This window comes from Bacillus sp. FSL R5-0560 (genome assembly GCF_037966305.1).
Lineage (GTDB): Bacteria > Bacillota > Bacilli > Bacillales > Bacillaceae > Bacillus > Bacillus mojavensis.
The window spans coordinates 3,636,193-3,657,971 of the sequence record NZ_CP150195.1 but is presented as its reverse complement, the minus strand read 5'-3'; the positions used below and the strand labels follow the sequence as shown (position 1 = coordinate 3,657,971).

The window sequence follows — 21,779 nt, the reverse complement described above, 5'->3', positions numbered from 1 at the left end:
GCTATCACCTTTGTCTGATTTTATCTTTTGTGTCTTTGCGGGTCGGCCTTCTTTTTAAAAATAGGGTAGGGACGCGAATCACAGTGTCCTTTAAATCTTGTCCGGGCTGTGCCATTATCGGAATAATATAATCCTGGCCAAAGCTTTTCAAACGCATTAAATGGCCGATCACTAACAGAAAGACCATGATGACGCCATACATGCCCAATACTGCCGCGCTTAACATTGCCGCGATACGAATAATCCGCAACGGGAAGTTAAAGGCGTATGACGGAACGGTAAAGGATGCCAATGCGGTAATTGATACAACAATGACCATTAATGCGCTGACGATTTGGCCTTGTACTGCTACTTGTCCGATAACAACCCCTCCGACAAACCCAATCGTCTGTCCGATCGGCTTTGGCAGCCTTAAACCGGCTTCCCTGATCAGTTCTATCGTAAATATCATATTAAAGGCTTCGACAAAAGGCGGGAAAGGTACATTCAGCCTGCTGCCTGCAATCGAAATGGCCATTCTCGTTGGCAAAAGCCCGGTATGGTAGGTAACGAGAGAAATATATAAGCCAGGCAAATAAATGGTAATCAGAATGCTCGTATAGCGAATCAAACGAATAAGAGACATTGGAATCCAGCGCTGGTTGTAATCATCCGGTGAATGAATAAATTCATCAACCGTTGCCGGTACAATCAATGCAAATGGCGTACCATCAACTAAAATCGAAACCCGTCCTTCTAACAACGAGCTTTCTACACGATCAGGACGTTCTGTGCTTAATATTGTGGGAAAGACGGAAAAAGGTTCATCCTCAATGAGCTGTTCAAGTGAGCCTGATTCGGGCAAATCATCTGTCATGATGGACTTTAGCCGTTTAAACACTTCTTTTACGACATAATCAGGAGCAATATCCTTAATATAAGCGACAGCTACCTTTTTTTTCGTCCTTTTGCCTATTGTCATTTCTTTTATGACGAGATTAGGGTCACTCGTCCGCTCCCGCAAAAGCGCCGTGTTTATTCGCAGCTTTTCAATAAAGCCAATCTTTGGCCCGCGTTCCAAGACTTCAGATGTAGGCTCTTCAAGGTTGCGCGACTTTAATGTTTTTGTGTCAAATGCCAGCCCCGCGCTGTAACCATCAGCCAGCAGAATGGTATGTCCGGAAAAAACGAGCTGCTGAATTTCGTTTATTGAAGAAACAACGCTGTGATGATAGCCGAAAAAGAAAGCGGATAAATCCTCAATTAAGCCATCTTTTTGAGCTAACGCTTCTTTTTGTAAAGGAGAAATGACGTATTGCGCCAGAAGCTTATTTTCTGTCAAACCGTCAATATACAGCAGGCAAGCCTTCTGTCTGCTGTCTCCGAAAGAAAACGTATAAAACATAATATCGTCGTTTTGCCCCAATTTTTTTTTCAATGTTTCTACATTACGCTGGAGATCAGAGTCGATTTGCATAGTTTCTCCCCTTTATAAAACATATTGACGGTTTTTCTTAATTTGTATCAAAAAAGGAGAATTATTCTTCATAAGGAAAAGGCTGAAACAAACCTTCTTTTCAAAGTGATATAATAAAAAGGAAGCGTTTTCTCAAGGGGTCATGGATACATCATGCTGTGTACATATGTTGTCATTGAAAAGCAGACAGACATACGGGCGTTTGTAAGGGGCACGCACCGGGAAAATAATGATCAGCCATTTAAAGGGGAGGGGTACGGATCATGACGCAATCACCGATTTTTTTCAAGCCAGTGTTTAAAGAAAAGATCTGGGGCGGCACCGCTTTACGCGATGCCTTCGGGTATGACATTCCATCAGAAACAACAGGGGAGTGCTGGGCCATTTCCGCTCATCCAAAAGGACCGAGCACTGTTGCGAATGGCCCGTATAAAGGAAAGACATTGACCGAGCTTTGGGATGAGCACCGGGAATTGTTTGGAGGCGTGGAGGGAGACCGGTTCCCGTTACTGACGAAGCTGCTGGACGTAAAAGAAGATATGTCGATCAAAGTCCATCCCGATGATTATTATGCTGGAGAGAATGAACAGGGGGAGCTCGGCAAGACGGAGTGCTGGTATATTATTGACTGCAAAGAAAACGCAGAAATTATTTACGGACATACGGCCCGCTCAAAAACTGAGCTTGTCACAATGATTAACAGCGGCGACTGGGAAGGGCTGCTGCGAAGAATCAAGATTAAGCCAGGTGATTTCTATTATGTGCCGAGCGGTACGATACACGCTTTATGTAAAGGGACACTTGTGTTAGAGACCCAGCAAAATTCAGATGCCACATATCGGGTCTACGACTATGACCGTCTCGAAACAAGCGGCAAGCCAAGGGAGCTTCATTTTGCAAAAGCCATTAACGCGGCGACCGTTCCCCATGTGGACGGATATATAGACGAATCAACCGAAACAAGAAAAGGAATAACAATTAAAACGTTTGTCCAAGGGGAATACTTTTCCGTCTATAAATGGGACATTAATGGGGAGGCTGAGCTTTCGCAGGATGAGAGCTTCTTGATATGCAGTGTAATAGAAGGAAGCGGTTCGCTTACCTATGGAAAAGAAACATGCCCGCTTCAAAAGGGCAATCATTTTATTTTGCCTTACAATATGTCCGACTTCACAATTAAAGGCACATGCACACTGATTGTGTCTCACATGTAAACTTAATCTCACTTTGAGATTAAGTTTTTTTATTTTTCAAAAATGGAATGGATTGACCTATAAATAGAGCATATGTGTGCCGATAAATAAACTAGTTTTATATACTCATTGAATAAGAAAGAGGAGAAGGAATGAAAAAGAGATTAATCGCACCGATGCTTCTGTCCGCCGCGTCCCTTGCCTTTTTTACCATAACCGGCTCAGCACAGGCTGCAGCGTATACGGACTACTCGATTTATAAGGTGGAGCCGGCAAAAACATTCAGTACAGAAATCCAAGCCTCTCAGGCTGCCGCCAAACTCGAAAAAGACACAGGTTGGGATGCATCCTATCAGGCTTCAGGCACAACAGCAACTTACCAGATTACCGCTACAGGCATACATAGCGAAGCAGAAGCTAAAACTTTGCTGAGCGGACTGACAAAGCAGACAGCCATTACAGGCACATCCAGTCCAGTCGGCAGCAAACAGCCGTATATGACCATCACGTCCGGCGCAATATCAAGTGAAAAACAGGCAAACACCCTGCTGGCCAAGCTTAAGCAGGAAACAGGTGTCACCGGCGCTGTGAAGATGTCCGGCACAGCCCAGTTTTACATGAACGTGGTTACCTCGGAAATAGCGGATGAGAAAAAGGTCAAGGAGCTTATCCAAGGCCTGTCAAAGAAAACGGGGATAAAAAGCACGTACCAGCCTGTCACACATGAAGTATCTGTGACAAGCATTCAATCTGGCGCTATGATCGGAGACAGCAAGGCTGCGCAAGTTAAAAATGCATTCCAAAAAGAATCGGGACTGAAGGCATCGTTAAAAGAAACAGTGAAAGGCCAAGCCTATTACACGTTTACAACAGCCCCTATATCAGGCGAAGCAAATGCAAAGACTTTGTTACAGCAGCTGAAACAAAGCACCGGAATTACGGGAAGCTACAAGTCAATCAATCAAAAAACAACAGCGGACGTATACAATGTCCAATCGGCTTATTTCAAAGGGCTGAATACAGTGAAGGACGCCGTCAGCCAGATCAAGAAAAACACTGGGGTGTCCGCATATTATCAAAAGGTTGGCAAAAGCACATCATATACTGTAAACATGAAGAATTTGACGAAGCAGCAGCTTCAAAAGGTCAATGCATTCTTCAAAAAGAAAAAATGGCATTACACATCATCTGCCGTGAAAAAAACGACAACGTCATCTGCCTATCAAATTACAACTGCACAGATTTTAGGTGAGCAGCAGGCCAACAAAGCTGCGGCCTTCTTTACACAGAAAAAAGTAAAGGCAACGAAAAAAGCGACTGGAAAAACAACCGAAAACCAATATCAGCTCATTTCTGAAGAAACAACAGACCAAGCAAAAGTTACAAAAGGTTTGAACGTTTTAAAGAAAAATAAGCTGAGTGCTACAGCAAAAACAGTAAAAAAACAAACTGCCAACACGTTTAAAATTACAACTGAATCTTTGCTGGATAAGGCAAAAGTCAATGAAGCCATAACGTTTTTTAAATCGAATCAAATTTCAGCCGCAAGCAAAAAAACGGGTCAAACAACAGGAAGTAAATATCAAATCACCACTGAGGCGATCATCAACAAAGAGGACATCGATCGTGTACTTGCTTTTCTCAAAAAAAATAACGCCTCTGGCACGGCCGCGAAAACAGGCGCGACAGCATATACACAATACAAAATCCTGACATCTCAGCTTAGCAGCAAAACAGCATTGAACAATGGACTGAACTATTTTAAAGCTCAACAGTTAAGCGCGAACTACACAACCAAAAGCAACACGCTTTATAAAATTAGTCTTAACGAGCAATTCACAGGCAATAGTGCAGCCTTAGCGGCATCAGCGAAGCTTAAGCAATTATATGGATGGACATCATCCACTGTAAAAATCAAAAACGGTCCGCAAATCATGAAAACGAATTATAATCTATCGCTTCGTGATATGGTTCAAAAACAAATGAAAGTCAGCCCGCAAACCGACGGTGCAGCTTACGTATCACTCACATATATCAATACTGCAACCTCAACGGTCACAGCTGATGTCCTTAACATCCGGTCAACACCGGCAGTCAGTCCGACGAACGTCATCGGCCAATTAAAAAAAGGTGATAAAGTGAGAATCATCGGCCAGACAAACGGCTGGGCTAAAATCAATATGGGGTGGAGAAACGCTAGCAGTGATGAAGTAGGACAATACGTTGACCCAAACAACTTTTCCATGGACAGCAAATACTACTTCCAATTTCTTAAGCTGTCACAGACAGCCGGCCTCAGCGTTGCCGAAGTCAATCAGAAAGTGCTTGCGGGCAAAGGCATCCTGACAGGGAAAGCAAAGGCATTTATCGATGCCGCAAATAAGTACAGCATCAACGAGCTATATTTAATCTCACACGCTCTCCTTGAAACAGGCAACGGAACATCCGATTTGGCCAATGGTTTAACCTATAACGGAAAAACCGTTTATAACATGTACGGAATCGGCGCATACGATAGTAACCCGAACTACTACGGCGCCAAATACGCATACGAGCAAGGCTGGTTCACTCCAGAAGCCGCCATTATCGGGGGCGCCAAATTCATAGGAACATCCTACATTCATAACACAGCCTACAATCAAGATACGCTATACAAGATGAGATGGTCAGCCACAGCTGCGCACCAATATGCAACAGACATCGGCTGGGCATACAAACAAGTAAACCGCATGTACAGCCTGTATTCATTGCTGGATGGATACACGCTGTATTATGATGTTCCGGAGTATCAATAATAGCAACTGAAAAACTTATGATTCGTTATGCAATCTCTATTTGTTATCTTTTTACTTTTTAAAAAATAGGCTGAAGCTCTGTATGCTTCAGCCTATTCTTAATTTCATACTTCAATCTTGTCAGCAACAATCATAAATACGCTCATTCTTGAACCATTTGGAATGGCAGCATCATCAGGTCTGATTTTTGTGTTTCCTTTGATAAAACCTATCTCAAGAACATTTGATTTTTCACCGCCGGCAAAATACCAAGATCCCATGCGGATATCCTTCTGTTTTAAACGAAAATCTCCCTCTATTGATTGATGGAGTAAACTGATATAGCGTTCATTTAAACTAACTTGGAGGTTTCCCTCTGAGTTGATAGTTAAGTTTTTGACTAAATTTGATGTGTATGATGGTAAATAACCTGAAGCTGGAACCGCCCATTTTTTATTTTGGGCATTATATTCTAATATGAATGTTTGAATAAAAGGTTGGAATCTCTCTGGTGATTTCTCTTGATGACCGACAGTTTTTAATAAAGGAGTCCGAATGATAGGCACATGATTCATGAAATTTTCATAAGAGTGGTACGCATAAATTCTGCTTATTCTATTGCCTTCTTTACCGCTGGTGATTCCCACCATCAGAGATTTTGCTCCAGTTTCGGGATTAGTGTACATGCAAATCCCTTCAGGTTCACGGAAATTATTTTCATATCGATAAGAAAGGTCACTGCCAACAGAAATTTCTTTCTGTAACAAAATCTTACCGGAAGTATCGAACACAGTAATGAGGTTGGGATACGTTTTACTGTTAGTATCTCCTGTATACCAATATAAATAGCCGTCATCTAAAAAGAACCCTTGTAAGTAATGAAGTTCTTCAGGAATGTTTATCGTATATAGAGGGTTATTTTTATTTGCAATTGCATCATCCAGGTTAAAGACAGTAACCCATTGTTTATTTTTGAGTGTATCATATTGTCTAAGTGCCAGCTGTCTATTCTTCATATCAAGTGAAGGTGTAACTCTATGGTTTAAAGGGAGATTAGAGAAGCGCTGAAGTTCCTTGGATTTTTCGTCTAAAGTAGCGCCAGCTTTATATGGAAAACAAACTAAATCACTTTTATCTGTTTCATTTGGTCTATCGTATAGTGACCAGATATAAATGGTGCCGTTTCGGTTTTCAATCCCGATATTTGTGCCGTGTCCTCCATGTTTCAATAGCATGCTGTCCAATTGCAATCCTTCAAAAGAAAGACGGGTTATCCGATAACTTTGAGGGCTACCGCCTCCCATCCCGGTTGCCACTTGTGTTGTATAAATTTGGTGGTTTTTTTCGTCGAAATTAAATGATTGAAGGACTGTTTTGTCAGCAACACGAAGTTCAGTAAATAATTTTGGAGTTATTTTTGTGAAATTAAACAGGTCTTTTTGGGCCATATGTTCATCACCTCTATCAATTTTTGCTGCCAGAAGCAACTATGTATATTAAAGCAAACATATGTTCGGTAGTCAAGAGAAAAAAGAACACTTGTTCTGCTTTTGAACAAGTGTTAAACAAATGTATTATATTTGATCTTTTATAAATTGTAATAGATTCTTACTGGAATTACCTCTAGAATACATATTCCACTTTGCTGAAAAATCTTTAATTGCGGGAATATTAAAGGAAGCTCTGAGGATTTCATGCATCAATGACTGACTGTCATAACAGGCTCTTCCCGGTATGACTGAAAGATAATTATCAATCAACCCACGTTCTTCATTATATTTCTTAAGATCATATGTGTAGAAAAGAATCGGCTTATTTAAAATAGAATATTCAAATGGAATCGAAGAGTAGTCAGTGATTAATATGTCTGCCGTTATGAGTAAATCATACAGAGAGTAGTCTGAAACATTTTTAATATAATGACTAGAAGAGGTAAAGGCTATATTGTTTTGAACTGCGGGATGCAGTTTAACGAATAAAACATATTCTCCGTTTAACTCATGAATGAGTTGCTCTTCGGTTAAAGGCAATTGTATTGTATTCATATCATAATCCCTAAAAGTCGGTGCGTAGAGAATAATTTTCTTTTTGTTTTTTTGAAAATCAGCAGCCTTGTTTTTGCTATCAGTGTAATATGGATCAGTTAAAGGCACGCCTGTTCTTAATAATTGATGATCCTTTACCCCAAAAGATTTCTTAAAGATATCTGCCATTTCTTCAGAACCAACGGTTATATAATCAAAAGACCTGTATACCTTTTTGAACCTTTTCAAATCAGTTTGTGTTCGTTGCAGGTTTGTTATATCCTCTAAACCAAATTTTTTTAAAGAGCCGTTTGCGTGCCAGACTTGGATACACTTCGTTTGAGGCCGTTTATTTAGCACACTTGTTAACAAGAAATAATTATCTGTAAGAACGACTTTACTGCTAAACATGAGATAAACGGCTCTAAAAAGATGAATAGGACTTTTTTCTTTTAAAGAATATGTTTGGATATGAGAAAATCTCTCAGCTATAGAGGATGCCTGCTGTGTATACAAAATGTTTAACGTAAATGGGTACTGTTTTCGTTCATATTCCTCCAATATCGCTTTTGCGTTTGCTTCAAACGAGATAAGAAGTGTTACAGTATTCCTAGGTTTAACCCATTGCAGAAAAAAGGCGATTGCTGATAACAAATACAAATAGCAATTCGCCAATAATGATCTTATTTTCATTTTTATCAATCCACTTGTTTATATATTTTCGTTATAACTGTTTTGTATGATCTTTTTCAGGTTTCGGATAAAAAGGCTTTCCGGTTTTTTCTTCCTTTAACACAGCTAAAGCGTATTTTGGAATGCTGAGCATTCTTTTCCAACGCCATGGATTTGTCACTAAACGATAAAACCATTCCAAATTCAAACGAATCATCCAGGAAGGAGCCCGTTTGACATTGCCACTAAACACATCAAAACTTCCGCCGAGTCCTATTGAAACAGCCTGAGGGAATAAATGTCTGTAGTTATGAATGAACTTTTCCTGATGAGGGTATCCTAATGCTACGAATACCATATCTGGCTTTGCACTTGCAATTTGTTTTGCTACTTTGCTTCTATCTTGGACATATCCATCTGAATAGCCCGTGATTTGTATATTTGGATATTCAGCAGAAATTTTGGATACGACATTCTCTATAACATCTTTCTTCGCACCGTATAAAAATATACGTTTTTTCTTTTTGTTAGCAATGCCGAGCAACTCTTTAAACACGTCGAATCCTGCGATTCGGGATTGAAGTCTGCTGTTAGTCAATCGGGACATCATGACTACTCCAATGCCATCAGGCAAAATAAAGTTTGAAGAGGACAATACATTAAAGTAATCTCTATCTTTAATAGCCGCATATCCTATTTCAGGATTAACCGTAGAAATAAAAGCGCCGATTTCTTGATCAATATAATGTTGTTCAAGGTAATTCATAAAGGATGTAAGGTCGCTGTTTACATAAGGAATATGATGAATAGTTTCAGTTTGCATGTCCGGATCCTCCTTCCCTTAATAAAATTTACTTATATAGTTAAAATCCGAAGAGATAAAAAAACAAAATAACCTACCGTATATTTTAACATAAAACCCGAACAAAGGCTTAACATTATCTTTACATTAAATTTAAATATGTTTCCATTTTTACAATTGGATGAACGGATGAACGATAATCCTTGCTAGCAAAGCAGTTTTAGTTTGTTTACATATTTTGGAACTTTTTTCTCTGCATGAGTACTTAACCTTTTGTGGGCTGTATGCTATAATTAGTGATCAGTGAAGACATACGAGAAATATGTCGATATAAGGAATGTAAACAAAAGTTTTGCAGGGTATTTAGAATTCAATCGCTAACGACGGTAGTGTTTTTAATAGTGTTCTTTAACATTAGGAAGGAGAGTTTCTCTAAATGAAGAAAGTCATCACTTACGGAACTTTTGATTTATTGCATTGGGGTCATATTAAATTGCTTGAGCGTGCAAAGCAACTTGGTGATTATTTGGTTGTTGCTATTTCAACGGATGAATTTAACTTACAAAAGCAAAAAAAGGCTTATCATAGCTACGAGCACCGTAAATTAATTTTAGAAACTATTCGGTATGTTGATGAAGTGATTCCTGAAAAAAGCTGGGAACAAAAAAAGCAGGATATTATTGATCATAATATAGATGTTTTTGTTATGGGGGATGACTGGGAAGGTAAATTCGACTTCCTTAAAGATCAGTGTGAGGTTATCTACCTTCCTCGAACTGAAGGCATCTCTACAACAAAGATTAAAGAGGAAATCGCTGGTATATAATTTGGGATCCTGATATCATTGGCTTAATATCTAAAAAAGTACTTCTTATTGAAATAAGAAGTACTTTTTGATGCTTACATTGATTTTTATACAAATGTATCCGGAAAAGATATCAATTCCAATGAACATACATTCTAGGAGCCGAAGGGAGTAAGAAATGTCTTTACATGCGGTGAGTGAATTTAATATAAAACAAAAAATACCTGACATGAATTATTATTTTATCTCTGGTGGCCTGCCGAGTAATTATGGCGGTCTGACAAAGTCACTGTTATTGCGTTCAAAATTATTTGGAGAAGAATGTAGCAGAAAAACATTTTTTTTAACATTTCGCTTTGATCTTGAATTGGCTTCTAAAAAGCAGGAATTGTATAAAAACGGTAAGATCGATGAAGAATATACTAGTGTTATTAATTTATATGATGATTTTTTAAGTGTGAAAACAAATGTGAAAAGGTCCTATGATGAAAAATTAGGGCTTGAACAGATAAAAAAGCAAGTTGGTATGGGGAAATTCGCCAAAACTGTATCAAAGCTATTTGGCAAAAGAAACAGTGAAATTTCCGTAACTTATTTTGCTGACGGAAAGACAATCCGTTATGTTGATTATTGGAATGATAAAAGTCAGCTTTTAAAGCGAGAAGAATATACAAAAAACGGCGGTCTAGCACTTGTAACTCATTATGATGTGCAATTAAATAAGATGTTTTTGCAGGAATATATTAATGATAAAAATCAAGTTTATTTAGACAAGCACTATGTATGGAACAGTGAAGAGAAGGATATTCAATTCTCACATTTCACTTGGTATTCTTTAGAGGGCGAAAAAAAAGTTAAAGACGAATCGGAACTGCGTCAATTTTGGATAGATTATTTACAAAATGAAAACGATGTACCGAAGCTATTCCTAGTTGATAGCCGGCCTCAGGATAAACATGTTTTCAAAGTGAAGAAATCACCTTCTACCTATTATGGAGCTATTATTCATAATAAACATTATGGCAATAATAAATACCAAATCAAAGGCCGTTACAAAGAAGTATTCAGTCAAATGTATAATCTGGATGCTATCTTTTTTATAACGGAAGAACAAATAGACGATTTCAGATTAATCTCAGGAGATCAAGAGACGTTTTTCTTTACTCCGCATACAATCGATAAGCCGCTTAATCCTAATGTATTGAATGTGCCGAGTGAAAAATACAAAGCTGTCATTATTTCAAGACTCGCATCAATGAAGAATCTAACACATGCAGTAAAAGCTTTTGGCTTAGTCGTGAAAGAAATTCCCGAAGCTAAACTAGATATATTCGGATCTGGTGAAGATTTCGAAAAAATAAAAAAAGAGATTGAAGAGCATAAACTTCAGAATAACGTCTTTTTGAAAGGTTATACAAATAATCCGGATTTGGAGTTTCAGAAAGCGTGGCTTACGATATCAACCTCCCACTTTGAAGGATTCGGCCTCTCAAATATGGAGGCACTAAGCAATGGGTGTCCTGTTGTAACGTATGATTATGATTATGGAGCAAGGAGTCTTGTAAGTGACGGGGTTAATGGATATGTCATTGAGCAGTATAATATAGAAAAACTGGCTGAGGGCATCATCTCTTTAATGAGAGATGAAAAAACTCATCAAAAATTCTCAGAACAAGCTTTTAAAATGGCTGAGAAATATTCTAGATCCAACTATATTGGAAATTGGGGTTATGCATTGACCCGAATGATTGAGGTTCGTGAAGAAAAAGCAATGCTCTCTAAAAAGATAGGGAAAAAAGAGCTGTCAATCAGTTCATATACTAAGGATCAGGATGAGGTTGAACTTGAACTTAAACTTGACCCTTACGTCCAGGAAGATTTAGTTAAACAAATAAGCTTAGTGGGCTTGGACAGAAAGAACAAGGCTGAGTTGATTAATATTCCCTTACTAAATGACAGTCATTTTAAAATTGACCTGAAAAAAGATATTAATATTGAAAAAATAGCAGCTAATAAAACTCAGGTCATTGATTTTTATATTCGTTTTATTGGAACTAATCACATAAAAATCATGCGCAGGGTCTCGAGTGAAGAAATAAAGTTTGACAGGAATCATGTTATGACGGATCTCGGTTATTGCATAGAACCCTATACAACAGTAAAAGGTAATTTCTCTTGGAAATTAACGGAACTGAAAGAAGGTTAATACCTTAACGATGCAGTGCTGTTATTGTGAACCTTATATAGGGAAGCAGTAAGGTAAGAGCTTTTATACAGAGGAGCAGACAATAGTAATGAGTGAAAATACTGTGATTAAATGTATTTTGAAAAGCTTGAAAAACAGATTAGGTAAACTGGAATTGTCGATTGTTATTGATACTGACCAACAACTTTTAGAGAACCAAGAGTTATTTTTAAAGTTAAAAGAGAGACGTTCAGGTACAGAAGCTGAATTTATGCTTCAAAATACTGATTTATTAGAGTACAAAGCAGATATTGATGTTCATCTTTTGCCTATGCCGCTTGAAATGGGCCAAACGTATGACTTTTATGTAATATTTGGCGAAAAAAACGAAGATACAGAACCGCAACAGCCGCAAGAAAAGCGTCTTTCTGCTGAAGTAGATACGGTTGAGCTTGCATTTCATATTGATCAAACAACCGGACTTTTGGTTTTACCATATAAAACTGATAAAGGCAATTTTTCAGTAAAGGTAAAAAGGGAAGCCAAAATTGTAAGGTTTGACGATATAGGGATTAATACTGAAGAAATTACCCTAAAGGGTTATGTGGGATATCTGAGTTCTGAAAATCAATATCAAATAAAAGACATGAATCTTATCATGAAAAAGGGCGGAGAAACGCCGGTTGAGGAAAAGTTTCCATTGCAGCTTGAAAGAAAAATGCAAGGGATTGACCAAACCAGAGAAGACGGTTTTATGCCGCAATTATATCATTTTGAAGTGAAAATTCCTTTAAAAGAAATTCCTTTCTCCATTGAAAAACGGTTTGTTTACCGTTTATTTATGGAGTATATATGTACTGATGAAGAAAAAACAGAAATTGTGTTTAACAGCACTGCTTTGGTTTTAGGGGACAGGAAAAATAAACTAAAAGGTTTAGTGAGCGTTGTGAAATCGGAAAACGGGCTGATTCGTTATGAGATTTTCAAGAAGAAAAAGAAACAAACTGTATGCATCAGAGTCAACGACTATAGCATGAACACAAGGATTAAGTACTTTGTTAAAGGCAAAAAGAAACGGTTTGTATCAAAAATCAAAAAACTAACAAAAGTGAGAAACCGGTTCATCACTAAAATTTACAAATCACTATTTATGATGGCCAGCAAGATGCCCGTTAAACGAAAAACAATCATTTTTGAAAGTTTCAACGGAAAACAATACAGTTGTAATCCGAGAGCAATTTATGAATATATGCGGGAAAACCATCCTGAGTACAAAATGTACTGGAGTGTAAACAAACAATATTCAGCTCCATTTGATGAAAAGAAAATTCCTTATATCAACCGACTTTCGATAAAATGGCTTTTTGCTATGGCGAGGGCGGAGTACTGGATTGTTAACAGCAGGCTTCCATTATGGATTCCAAAACCTGAACACACAACATATGTACAAACATGGCATGGAACGCCGTTGAAAAGACTGGCAATGGATATGGAAGAAGTGCATATGCCTGGAACAAATACAAAGAAATATAAGAGGAATTTTATAAGAGAAGCTTCTAATTGGGACTATTTAGTTTCTCCTAATGCATATTCATCTGAAATTTTTGCCCGGGCGTTTCAGTTTAACAAAACGATGATTGAGTCTGGTTATCCAAGAAATGATTTTCTTCATAATGATAACAATGAAGAAACAATATCTGCGATTAAAGGCAGATTGGACATTCCAAGTGATAAAAAAGTAATTTTATATGCCCCTACATGGAGAGATGATCAATTCTATGCAAAAGGACGCTATAAATTTGACCTTGATTTAGATTTGAATCAGCTAAGACAAGAACTTGGAAATGAATATATCGTTATTTTAAGAATGCATTATCTTGTAGCTGAGAATTTTGATTTGGGGCCTTATGAAGGTTTTGCGTTTGATTTTTCTGCTTATGAGGATATTCGTGAATTGTATATGATTTCTGATTTGCTAATTACTGATTATTCTTCTGTATTCTTTGATTATGCAAATTTAAAACGGCCAATGCTTTTCTTTGTACCTGATATTGAAACTTACCGTGATAAGCTGAGAGGTTTCTACTTTGATTTTGAAAAGGATGCACCGGGTCCATTAGTGAAAACAACTGAAGAAACCATTGAGGCTATTAAGGAAATTGCATCACCTAATTACGAATTACCAATTTCATTCGAACCTTTCTATGATAAGTTCTGTTACTTAGAATCAGGACGTTCATCTGAAAAAGTAGTAAATACTGTATTTAGAGCACAATAAATTCTGGCATTTTTTAAGATCTGAAAGCTGTCGAAGTCTCGGCAGCTTTTTGACACTTATTGAGAAGTGAAAAAAAATGCAGGATCTGTTACAATTATCAGCGGTGCTTTCAATTTCTTAAACAGAAAGATTTCCAAAAATCAACTAAGTCTAAGGAAGATAAAAAATGAATGATTTATTGCGAATACTGAGAGAGCAAATAACGTCATTTCCTTTAATTTTAAGATTGGCGGCTTATGAAACGAAATCTAAATATCAAATGAATTACTTGGGTGTTCTTTGGCAGTTTTTAAACCCGCTTATCCAAATGCTTGCCTACTGGTTTGTATTTGGCATGGGAATTAGAAAAGGTGGGCCTGTCGCGACCGGAGCCGGTGAAGTGCCTTTTATTGTTTGGATGCTGGCAGGGTTAATTCCCTGGTTTTTTATCAGTCCAACTATACTTGATGGTTCAAACAGTGTATTTAAGCGGATTAAGATGGTAGCTAAAATGAATTTTCCGATTAGTTCTCTGCCTTCAGTGGCCATTGCTTCTAACTTATTTAGCTATTTTATTATGATGGTGATTTATATCATTGTACTGTTAGTTAACGGAATATATCCAAGTTTGCATTGGTTACAATATATTTACTACTTTATTTGCTTGATTGCCTTTATGTTTTCTTTTAGTTTGTTTAATTCAACAATCAGCGTGCTGGTAAGGGATTATCAGTTTTTACTTCAAGCTGTAACAAGGCTTTTGTTTTTCTTGTTACCAATTTTTTGGGATATCAATTCAAAACTCGGTCAGAATCATCCAGAATTATTACCTGTTTTGAAGCTGAATCCGCTATTCTATATTATTGAGGGTTTCCGGAACAGCTTCTTAGACGGCCAGTGGTTCTTCCAAGACATAAAATACACGCTGTATTTCTGGCTATTCACTTTTCTTTTACTAACAGTAGGTTCTATCCTGCATATGAAATTCAGAGACAAGTTTGTTGACTTTCTTTAATACGTAAGGAGATTGTACGATGAAACTAAAAGTTTCGTTTCGAAATGTTTCAAAGCAGTATCATTTGTATAAAAAACAATCGGACAAGATTAAAGGATTGTTTTTTCCAGCTAAGGATAATGGTTTTTTTGCTGTGCGGAATGTCTCCTTTGACGTGTATGAGGGAGAAACAATTGGCTTTGTAGGGATAAACGGGTCGGGGAAATCGACCATGTCTAACCTGCTGGCTAAAATCATTCCGCCGACCAGCGGTGAGATAGAAATGAACGGCCAGCCGTCGCTGATTGCGATAGCAGCCGGTTTAAATAATCAATTGACGGGCCGGGACAACGTTCGGCTCAAGTGTTTGATGATGGGTCTAACAAATAAAGAAATTGATGACATGTATGACAGTATCGTTGAATTTGCAGAAATTGGCGATTTTATTAATCAGCCGGTTAAAAACTATTCCAGCGGTATGAAATCTCGTCTCGGTTTCGCGATTTCCGTTCATATTGACCCTGACATTTTAATTATTGACGAAGCGCTCTCCGTAGGGGACCAAACATTTTATCAGAAGTGTGTAGACAGAATAAATGAGTTTAAAAAGCAAGGAAAAACCATTTTCTTTGTCAGCCACTCCATCGGCCAGATTGAAAAGATGTGTGACCGCGTCGCTTGGATGCACTACGGCGAGCTTCGTATGTTTGATGAGACAAAAACTGTTGTCAAAGAGTACAAAGCGTTTATTGACTGGTTTAATAAGCTCTCGAAAAAAGAAAAAGAAACATATAAAAAAGAGCAAACGGAAGAGCGCAAGAAAGAAGATCCTGAAGCGTTTGCCCGTTTCCGCAAAAAGAAGAAAAAGCCAGTATCACTGGCCAATGCAGTACAAATTACGATTTTGTCTTTCTTGACAGTTTTTATTGCGGGCACGATGTTCTTTGATGCCCCGCTTCGAACAATTGCTTCGTTTGGCGCAATTCCTCAAAATGAAGTCAAGAATCATCATAGCGATGCAAAGGACAAGATGGAGGAAAGCCTAACTGCAATGAATAAAAAAGGCTTTATAGCTGACAAGGAAGCGGCAGTTTATAAAGACGAAGATCTGAAAAAGAAGGCCGGCGTTATACTGCCTTTCGGTACTGCAGTGACCGTAAGCGCAAAAGGCAAACAAGCAGCAAAAGTTAAGTTTGACGGACATTCCTATTTTGTGAAGGAGAACGCTGTTGTGACTGATGTGAGGAAGGCGGAATTGCCGGCTTCTGCTTTTACACCTCATGTCCAGCAAAACGCAGCAGCTTCCTATGAATACTTCCTGAAGTTCCTCGGAGACAGCAGTGACAGTATTCAATCAAAACTGAACGGTTTTACAGAAGGAGAAACAACTGACGGCAGAAAGACTTTGGATTTTGATTATGAAAAGATCAGCTATGTATTGGAAGATAATAAAGCGTCACAGCTTATCTTTCACAACATTTCTCCCGTTACTCCAACGTCATTATCATTAAGTGACAGTAATGTATTGTATGACGACGGCAGCAAGAATCGTTTTCTTGTGAATACAGATGATCAGACCTTTGCAGTTGATAATGAAGAGCATACGCTGACCTTGATGTTGAAATAATAAAAGGCTATTGGATGAATGGTACTGACCCTATAAGATGAGACAAATAAAAAACACCTTCAAGTTTGAAAACGGATCGTTGTTATCCGAAATAAGACTTGGAGGTGTTTTTGTATGGGAACAAGAGTGAGTTATCCGATTGAAGTCAAACAGAAGGCTGTAGAAATGAGATTGGCAGGCGTGCCTATGAAAGAGATCATGCAGGAATTGAACATCAAGAATAAGACGCAGGTTTAGACATGGGTTAGATGGCATAAGGCTAGGAATACACATCGATTCGAACAGACTTTTGGTAAGCAATACACTTACGGAAAAGGTCCGGAGTATGCTTCCGAATTAGAGAAACTGCTGGCAGAGAACCGTTATCTGAGACAACAGAATGAAGTTTTAAAAAAGTATAACCAATTGGAAAGGGAGTGATAGCCAAACGTCAGTCGAACTTGTAGAAGTATTGCACAGCACAATGACCGTACAGAATATCTGTGTTCATTTAGGTATCTCACGAGCGTCTTATTATCGTTGGAAGAAGTACCTGACGAAAGATCATCCCAAGTGCCATTTGAAAAAACAAATCGGCGCGTTGTGCCGAGAGCACGAGTATCAATTATGGATATTGAAAAATTACAGCTATATTAAAAAAAGAAATGCGTATTAACCATAAAACGGTTCAGCGTATCATGCAGAAAAATCAGTGGCAGTGCCGGGTTAAGGTGAAAAAGCGCAAGAAGAATGGACAGCCATATGCCGTGGTCGATAACATATTGAATCGGAACTTTCAGTCTGATCGTCCTCTTGAAAAACTAGTAACGGACATCACATATTTGCCTTATGGACAGAAACAATTGTACCTTTCCAGTATATTGGATGTATACAATGGAGAAGTGATTGCTTTTACGATTGGAGATAAGCAGGACACAGACTTTGTCTTAAACACACTTGATCAACTGCTAACACTGCCTCAGAACTGTGTGTTACATAGTGACCAAGGATCTGTGTATACATCTTATGAGTATCAGAAAGCTGTTAAAACAAAAGGCATTACCATGAGCATGTACCGCAAAGGGACGCCCGCTGATAATGCCTCCATCGAATCGTTTCATTCCTCACTAAAGTCTGAAACGTTCTATCTTAACAGCATTGATCGAACCACGACCGCCATCGTAGAACGCACTGTCAAAGAATACATTTATTATTATAACAACATTCGTATTCAAACGAAACAGCCAATCACCGATAAGCTATCGGCAATTGGCTGTATAAAAGGTGTTTTCAAAAACGGGGGTCAGTCCCGAATATCCAATAGCCTTCTATGTTAAATTTTTCTTTATTTAATAAGGTTTCCATGAATGGTATGAGCTGTCCGCGGAGTTCTTTATCCTGCATCGCAAACTCAAGAGTTGTTGTGATAAAGTCAAACTTTACGCCGACATCATAGCGCTTTCATTCAAAATCGTAAGCAAACACTCTTTGGATTTCATTCAGCTTTTGAATGGCGTCTGTCAGCTGAATTTCTCCGCCTATACCAACTTTAATTTGGCGCAATCCTGGTGTTTCTACCTGAACAATAGCTTCTACAAGCAAGCAAACGGCTCATATCTCGGATAAAGGTGCACCGAGCACCAGACAGCGCGTCCGAGTCCTATACTTTTGGCGGATATTGAATGTCAGCCAGATAAGAAGTATTTTTCACTTTTTCAAGAAGTTCGGTTTTTCCTTTTGTATTGTACCAACCCTCCTTTTCATCTAGATTTCTATAAAAAACACGTCTCATTCGTATAGTTTGATTAAATTCTCTTTTCCTGAAAACATTTTACTCTATCTACTACAAAAATCTTTAGGAACTTTGAACATTATCATTACAATTCTTTCACGTTTTGACGATGATTAAATATGAGGAGGACGTACAGAATAAATGATGCAGCAGAAAGAAAATAGTTTCACTTAAACGCGACAAAAGAATCGATTTTTCCTAAAAAGAAAACTTGTTATAATGAGTATGGATGAAACATTAGGCCTGAAAAATTTATACATCAATACAACGTAGATACCAAAAATTGCTGATGATTGACATTTTTAAAGAGCCTTAACTTTTATAGGAACTTATGCTATTATTGTTCATTATTAATGGTTCGTAAAAAATATGTCGAAATGATAAACAATCTGTTAAGGTTTTTGGTTTTTTTCTGGTACTCTCAGTTAAAAACGGTCGGAAGGTGATGTTATCTAATGAAGAAAGTGATAACGTACAGAACATTTGATTTATTTCACTACGGACATATGAAGGTGCTGGAAAGAGCGAAAATATGGGCAATTATTTAATCGTAGGATTGTCTACAGATGAATTTAATCTTCAAAAACAAAAAAATGCATTATTCTTATGGAACATCGAAAATTCATCTTGGAAACAATCGATTTTGTTAATGAAGTCATACTCGAAAATAACTGGGAACAAAAAATCTCAGTTATTAAAAAATACAATATAGATACATTCGTCATCGGTGTTGACTGGAAAGGGAAATTTGATTTCTTAGTGGAATACTGTGAGGTCATTTACCTTCCGAGAACAGAAGGCATCTCAACTATCCAAAGCAAAAAAGACATGGCTAGTTTATAGACGCACTAACTAAAAGAGGCTTGAAATAAATTCAGTTGCTTCTTTTTTCTTGTTTGCGCAAAAATAAATCTTCACTCTTTAAGGAGTGAATGATGAAATCTTTTATTATAACTAAATGCAGAAGTTTAAGATTTTTGCTCTTCTGCCGAGAAACAATAAAATAATTTTATTTGAACTATTCTTGGAAAACAGTTTAGCTACAATCCCCGAGCAATTTACGACGGAACCACAACTGAAAAGTATAAACGGAATTTTGTGCAGGAAGCCAGCAAATGGGATTATTTAATCCCCAAATCATACTCCACTGAGATTTTTAAAGTGTATTTCAATTCAAAAAACAAATTTTAGAAACTGGTTATCCACGGAATGACATTCTTTATTCTGTTAATAAAGAATCATAAATCTAAAAGATAAAGCAAGAGTTAGGAATTGGGGAAGATAAAAAATATTTTATATGCACCAACTTGGAGGGACAATGAATTTAAGAAAGTTGGCAAGTATAAATTTTAACTATGATTTAGAGGAAATGAAGAGGGAACTTGGCACTCTGTGATTATTCTTCTAAGAATACATTATCTAGGTTCAGAACAATTTAATTTAAGAAAATATAAAGGTTTTGTTAAAGATCTCTCTCTATATATATAAGTATTCGAGATTTATATTTAATTAGTGATTTATTGATTACGGATTATTCTTCTGTCTTTTTGATTATATGAATCTAAAAAAATCATTGTATTTTTTGTATATGATTTTCCGGCTCATCAGACATTTTTTACTTTAATTTTCAACAGCGAACTTGGTTCAAACAAGTGATGAACTTATAAAAACAGTAAAAGAGTTGTTACATAATCCTTATATAGATCAAAGCAGTGAGGATTTTGGTAATGAATTTTGTAATTTAGAAGATGGCAAGGCTTCTAAAAGACTAATTGAAACGATCCTTTAACTTCTAAATAAAGAGGTACTAACATGTTTTCTATCATAATGCCAATATATAATTCTGAGTATTATTTAAGGGACTCAATAGAGAGTGTCATTAACCAGTCAATTGGATTCAAGGAAAATATAGAACTGATATTAATAGATGATGGCAGCGTTGACAGCAGTCCTCAAATTTGTGAATTCTTTAAAAATCTATACCCTAATAATATTAAAATCTTGAGAATAGAAAATTCCGGACCTTCTGCTGCAAGAAACTGTGGGTTATCAAATGTAAGTGAAAAATCTAAGATCATTGGTTTTCTTGATTCTGACGATGTATTCTCTCAAAATGCGCTGCAAAATGTTTATAATTTTTTTTGTGATTCCAAAGATGTAAATATTGCGGTATTACCTGTTTATTACACAGGTGAAAAAGAAGGCGAACATAAATTAAATAATAGATTTGGAAAAGGAACGAGAGTTATTAATATTCTCAACGATTATAAGGCTATTCATTTTTATATTGGCGGTACTTTTTACAGAAAACATATACTAAATAGTACCGCCCTGTTTGATGAATCTATAAAGTTTTGGGAAGACGCTATCTTTTTTAACCAGTTATTGCTGAAAGAAAAAAGATACGGTGTAGTCGCAGAAGGAAAGTATTTTTATAGAAAACGAAAAGAACAGAACTCATTAGTTGATCGTTCATGGTTTAACAAAAAAAGGTACACATATTTGTTGAATGAGTGTTACATGACTTTGTTGATGGATTCAATAAAAAAATATGATATAGTTCTGCCTTATTTGCAATTTTTAATTGTATATCATATGAAACTGTTTTTATATCCGACCTATAGAGATATTTATAAGTCCGTTTTAGATCAACAAGAACAAAAAGTTTTTGTGGATAATTTTATTAAAATTTTAAAATTTATTGATCCGCAATTTATAAAAGAACAAGATATGCCAATGTATTATAAAGAATTTATGTTTCACTTATTAGAAGCAAATATAGAACCTCTTGAAAATATAAAAAAAGAAAGAGTACTACAAAGTTCATGTACTGTTACTTCGATAAAAATAAAAGGGCTTAGACTTGAATTAACAGGGCACTTTATTAACCAGTATTATGAGATGAAAGAAAATGATAGAGTATATATAAAATATTTTAATAGATTAAAAAAATGCAAACGAGAAGAACTGAAAAAAACAATTGAAGTATGGGGATATAAATTAAGAGATTTTAGACATGCTGGCTTTGTTGTTGAGATACCAATTTGGGCTTTTGCATTTGACTTTGTCTTAAAAACATCAAATGATGCTTTAGAACTTAACCATGTAAACATTTTTAAAAGTTTGCTTACAAGGGTTTTGAAAAATAGGTAAGGAATGTTTTGCGTGAAATTTTGCTAAATTAATCATTTGTTTTCAAAAATTTAGCACTCTGTGTTT

14 protein-coding genes and 3 pseudogenes are annotated in these 21,779 nt (G+C 36.8%); 12 read left to right on the top strand and 5 right to left on the bottom strand.

Going from position 1 to position 21,779, the window contains the following annotated elements:
- Window positions 1-4 precede the first annotated feature (4 nt).
- Window positions 5-1,456 (bottom strand): spore germination protein, encoded by a 1,452-nt coding sequence (locus tag NST56_RS19130; RefSeq protein ID WP_286059556.1) that lies wholly within the window; start codon window positions 1,454-1,456, stop codon window positions 5-7.
- Between the two features lie 263 nt (window positions 1,457-1,719).
- On the opposite strand from NST56_RS19130, the gene manA reads away from it, so the two are divergent.
- Both manA and NST56_RS19120 read left to right on the top strand, forming a co-directional pair.
- Window positions 1,720-2,670, top strand: coding sequence for a mannose-6-phosphate isomerase, class I (manA, locus tag NST56_RS19125; RefSeq protein ID WP_286059557.1), 951 nt, complete (start codon window positions 1,720-1,722; stop codon window positions 2,668-2,670).
- A 131-nt stretch (window positions 2,671-2,801) separates the two neighbouring features.
- Entirely contained in the window at window positions 2,802-5,444 is a 2,643-nt protein-coding gene (locus NST56_RS19120; RefSeq protein WP_339178496.1) for an N-acetylglucosaminidase, read from the top strand.
- Window positions 5,445-5,548: 104 nt separating this feature from the next.
- Here the strand turns inward: NST56_RS19120 and NST56_RS19115 are convergent, their stop codons facing one another.
- The 3 genes from NST56_RS19115 to NST56_RS19105 all read right to left on the bottom strand — a co-directional run bounded on the left by NST56_RS19115 (window position 5,549) and on the right by NST56_RS19105 (window position 8,942).
- Entirely contained in the window at window positions 5,549-6,871 is a 1,323-nt protein-coding gene (locus NST56_RS19115) for a teichoic acid biosynthesis protein (RefSeq protein ID WP_339178494.1), read from the bottom strand.
- Between the two features lie 126 nt (window positions 6,872-6,997).
- The gene (locus NST56_RS19110) at window positions 6,998-8,140 is read right to left on the bottom strand and encodes a CDP-glycerol glycerophosphotransferase family protein (protein WP_339178492.1); all 1,143 of its coding nucleotides are present in this window, start codon (window positions 8,138-8,140) and stop codon (window positions 6,998-7,000) included.
- A 31-nt stretch (window positions 8,141-8,171) separates the two neighbouring features.
- A complete protein-coding gene (locus NST56_RS19105; RefSeq protein WP_010332102.1) occupies window positions 8,172-8,942 on the bottom strand; it encodes a WecB/TagA/CpsF family glycosyltransferase in 771 nt (256 codons plus the stop codon).
- A 415-nt stretch (window positions 8,943-9,357) separates the two neighbouring features.
- Here NST56_RS19105 and tagD (NST56_RS19100) point away from each other — a divergent pair, with 415 nt between their 5' ends.
- From tagD (NST56_RS19100) to NST56_RS19075, 6 genes and pseudogenes are all read left to right on the top strand, one after another.
- Entirely contained in the window at window positions 9,358-9,747 is a 390-nt protein-coding gene (tagD, locus tag NST56_RS19100; RefSeq protein ID WP_010332101.1) for a glycerol-3-phosphate cytidylyltransferase, read from the top strand.
- 157 nt (window positions 9,748-9,904) lie between these two features.
- Entirely contained in the window at window positions 9,905-11,932 is a 2,028-nt protein-coding gene (locus tag NST56_RS19095; RefSeq protein WP_339178488.1) for an alpha-glucosyltransferase N-terminal domain-containing protein, read from the top strand.
- 88 nt (window positions 11,933-12,020) lie between these two features.
- Window positions 12,021-14,189, top strand: coding sequence for a CDP-glycerol glycerophosphotransferase family protein (locus NST56_RS19090; protein WP_339178487.1), 2,169 nt, complete (start codon window positions 12,021-12,023; stop codon window positions 14,187-14,189).
- 166 nt (window positions 14,190-14,355) lie between these two features.
- Window positions 14,356-15,183 (top strand): teichoic acids export ABC transporter permease subunit TagG, encoded by an 828-nt coding sequence (tagG, locus tag NST56_RS19085; RefSeq protein ID WP_283912637.1) that lies wholly within the window; start codon window positions 14,356-14,358, stop codon window positions 15,181-15,183.
- A 19-nt stretch (window positions 15,184-15,202) separates the two neighbouring features.
- Entirely contained in the window at window positions 15,203-16,789 is a 1,587-nt protein-coding gene (gene tagH / locus NST56_RS19080) for a teichoic acids export ABC transporter ATP-binding subunit TagH (RefSeq protein WP_339178482.1), read from the top strand.
- A gap of 114 nt (window positions 16,790-16,903) precedes the next feature.
- Window positions 16,904-18,049 (top strand): annotated as a pseudogene (locus NST56_RS19075) (IS3 family transposase).
- 9 nt (window positions 18,050-18,058) lie between these two features.
- Here the strand turns inward: NST56_RS19075 and NST56_RS19070 are convergent.
- Window positions 18,059-18,506 (bottom strand): annotated as a pseudogene (locus NST56_RS19070) (hypothetical protein); the annotation flags it as partial.
- Window positions 18,507-19,015: 509 nt separating this feature from the next.
- Between NST56_RS19070 and tagD (NST56_RS19065) the strand changes: the two are divergent.
- The 4 genes and pseudogenes from tagD (NST56_RS19065) to NST56_RS19050 all read left to right on the top strand — a co-directional run bounded on the left by tagD (NST56_RS19065) (window position 19,016) and on the right by NST56_RS19050 (window position 21,713).
- Window positions 19,016-19,403: pseudogene (tagD, locus tag NST56_RS19065) on the top strand (glycerol-3-phosphate cytidylyltransferase).
- A 341-nt stretch (window positions 19,404-19,744) separates the two neighbouring features.
- Complete coding sequence (locus tag NST56_RS19060; protein ID WP_326223227.1) at window positions 19,745-19,804, top strand: hypothetical protein; 60 nt, start codon at window positions 19,745-19,747, stop codon at window positions 19,802-19,804.
- 395 nt (window positions 19,805-20,199) lie between these two features.
- Entirely contained in the window at window positions 20,200-20,349 is a 150-nt protein-coding gene (locus NST56_RS19055) for a CDP-glycerol glycerophosphotransferase family protein (RefSeq protein ID WP_339178480.1), read from the top strand.
- Between the two features lie 23 nt (window positions 20,350-20,372).
- Complete coding sequence (locus tag NST56_RS19050; RefSeq protein ID WP_339178478.1) at window positions 20,373-21,713, top strand: glycosyltransferase family 2 protein; 1,341 nt, start codon at window positions 20,373-20,375, stop codon at window positions 21,711-21,713.
- Window positions 21,714-21,779: the final 66 nt, after the last annotated feature.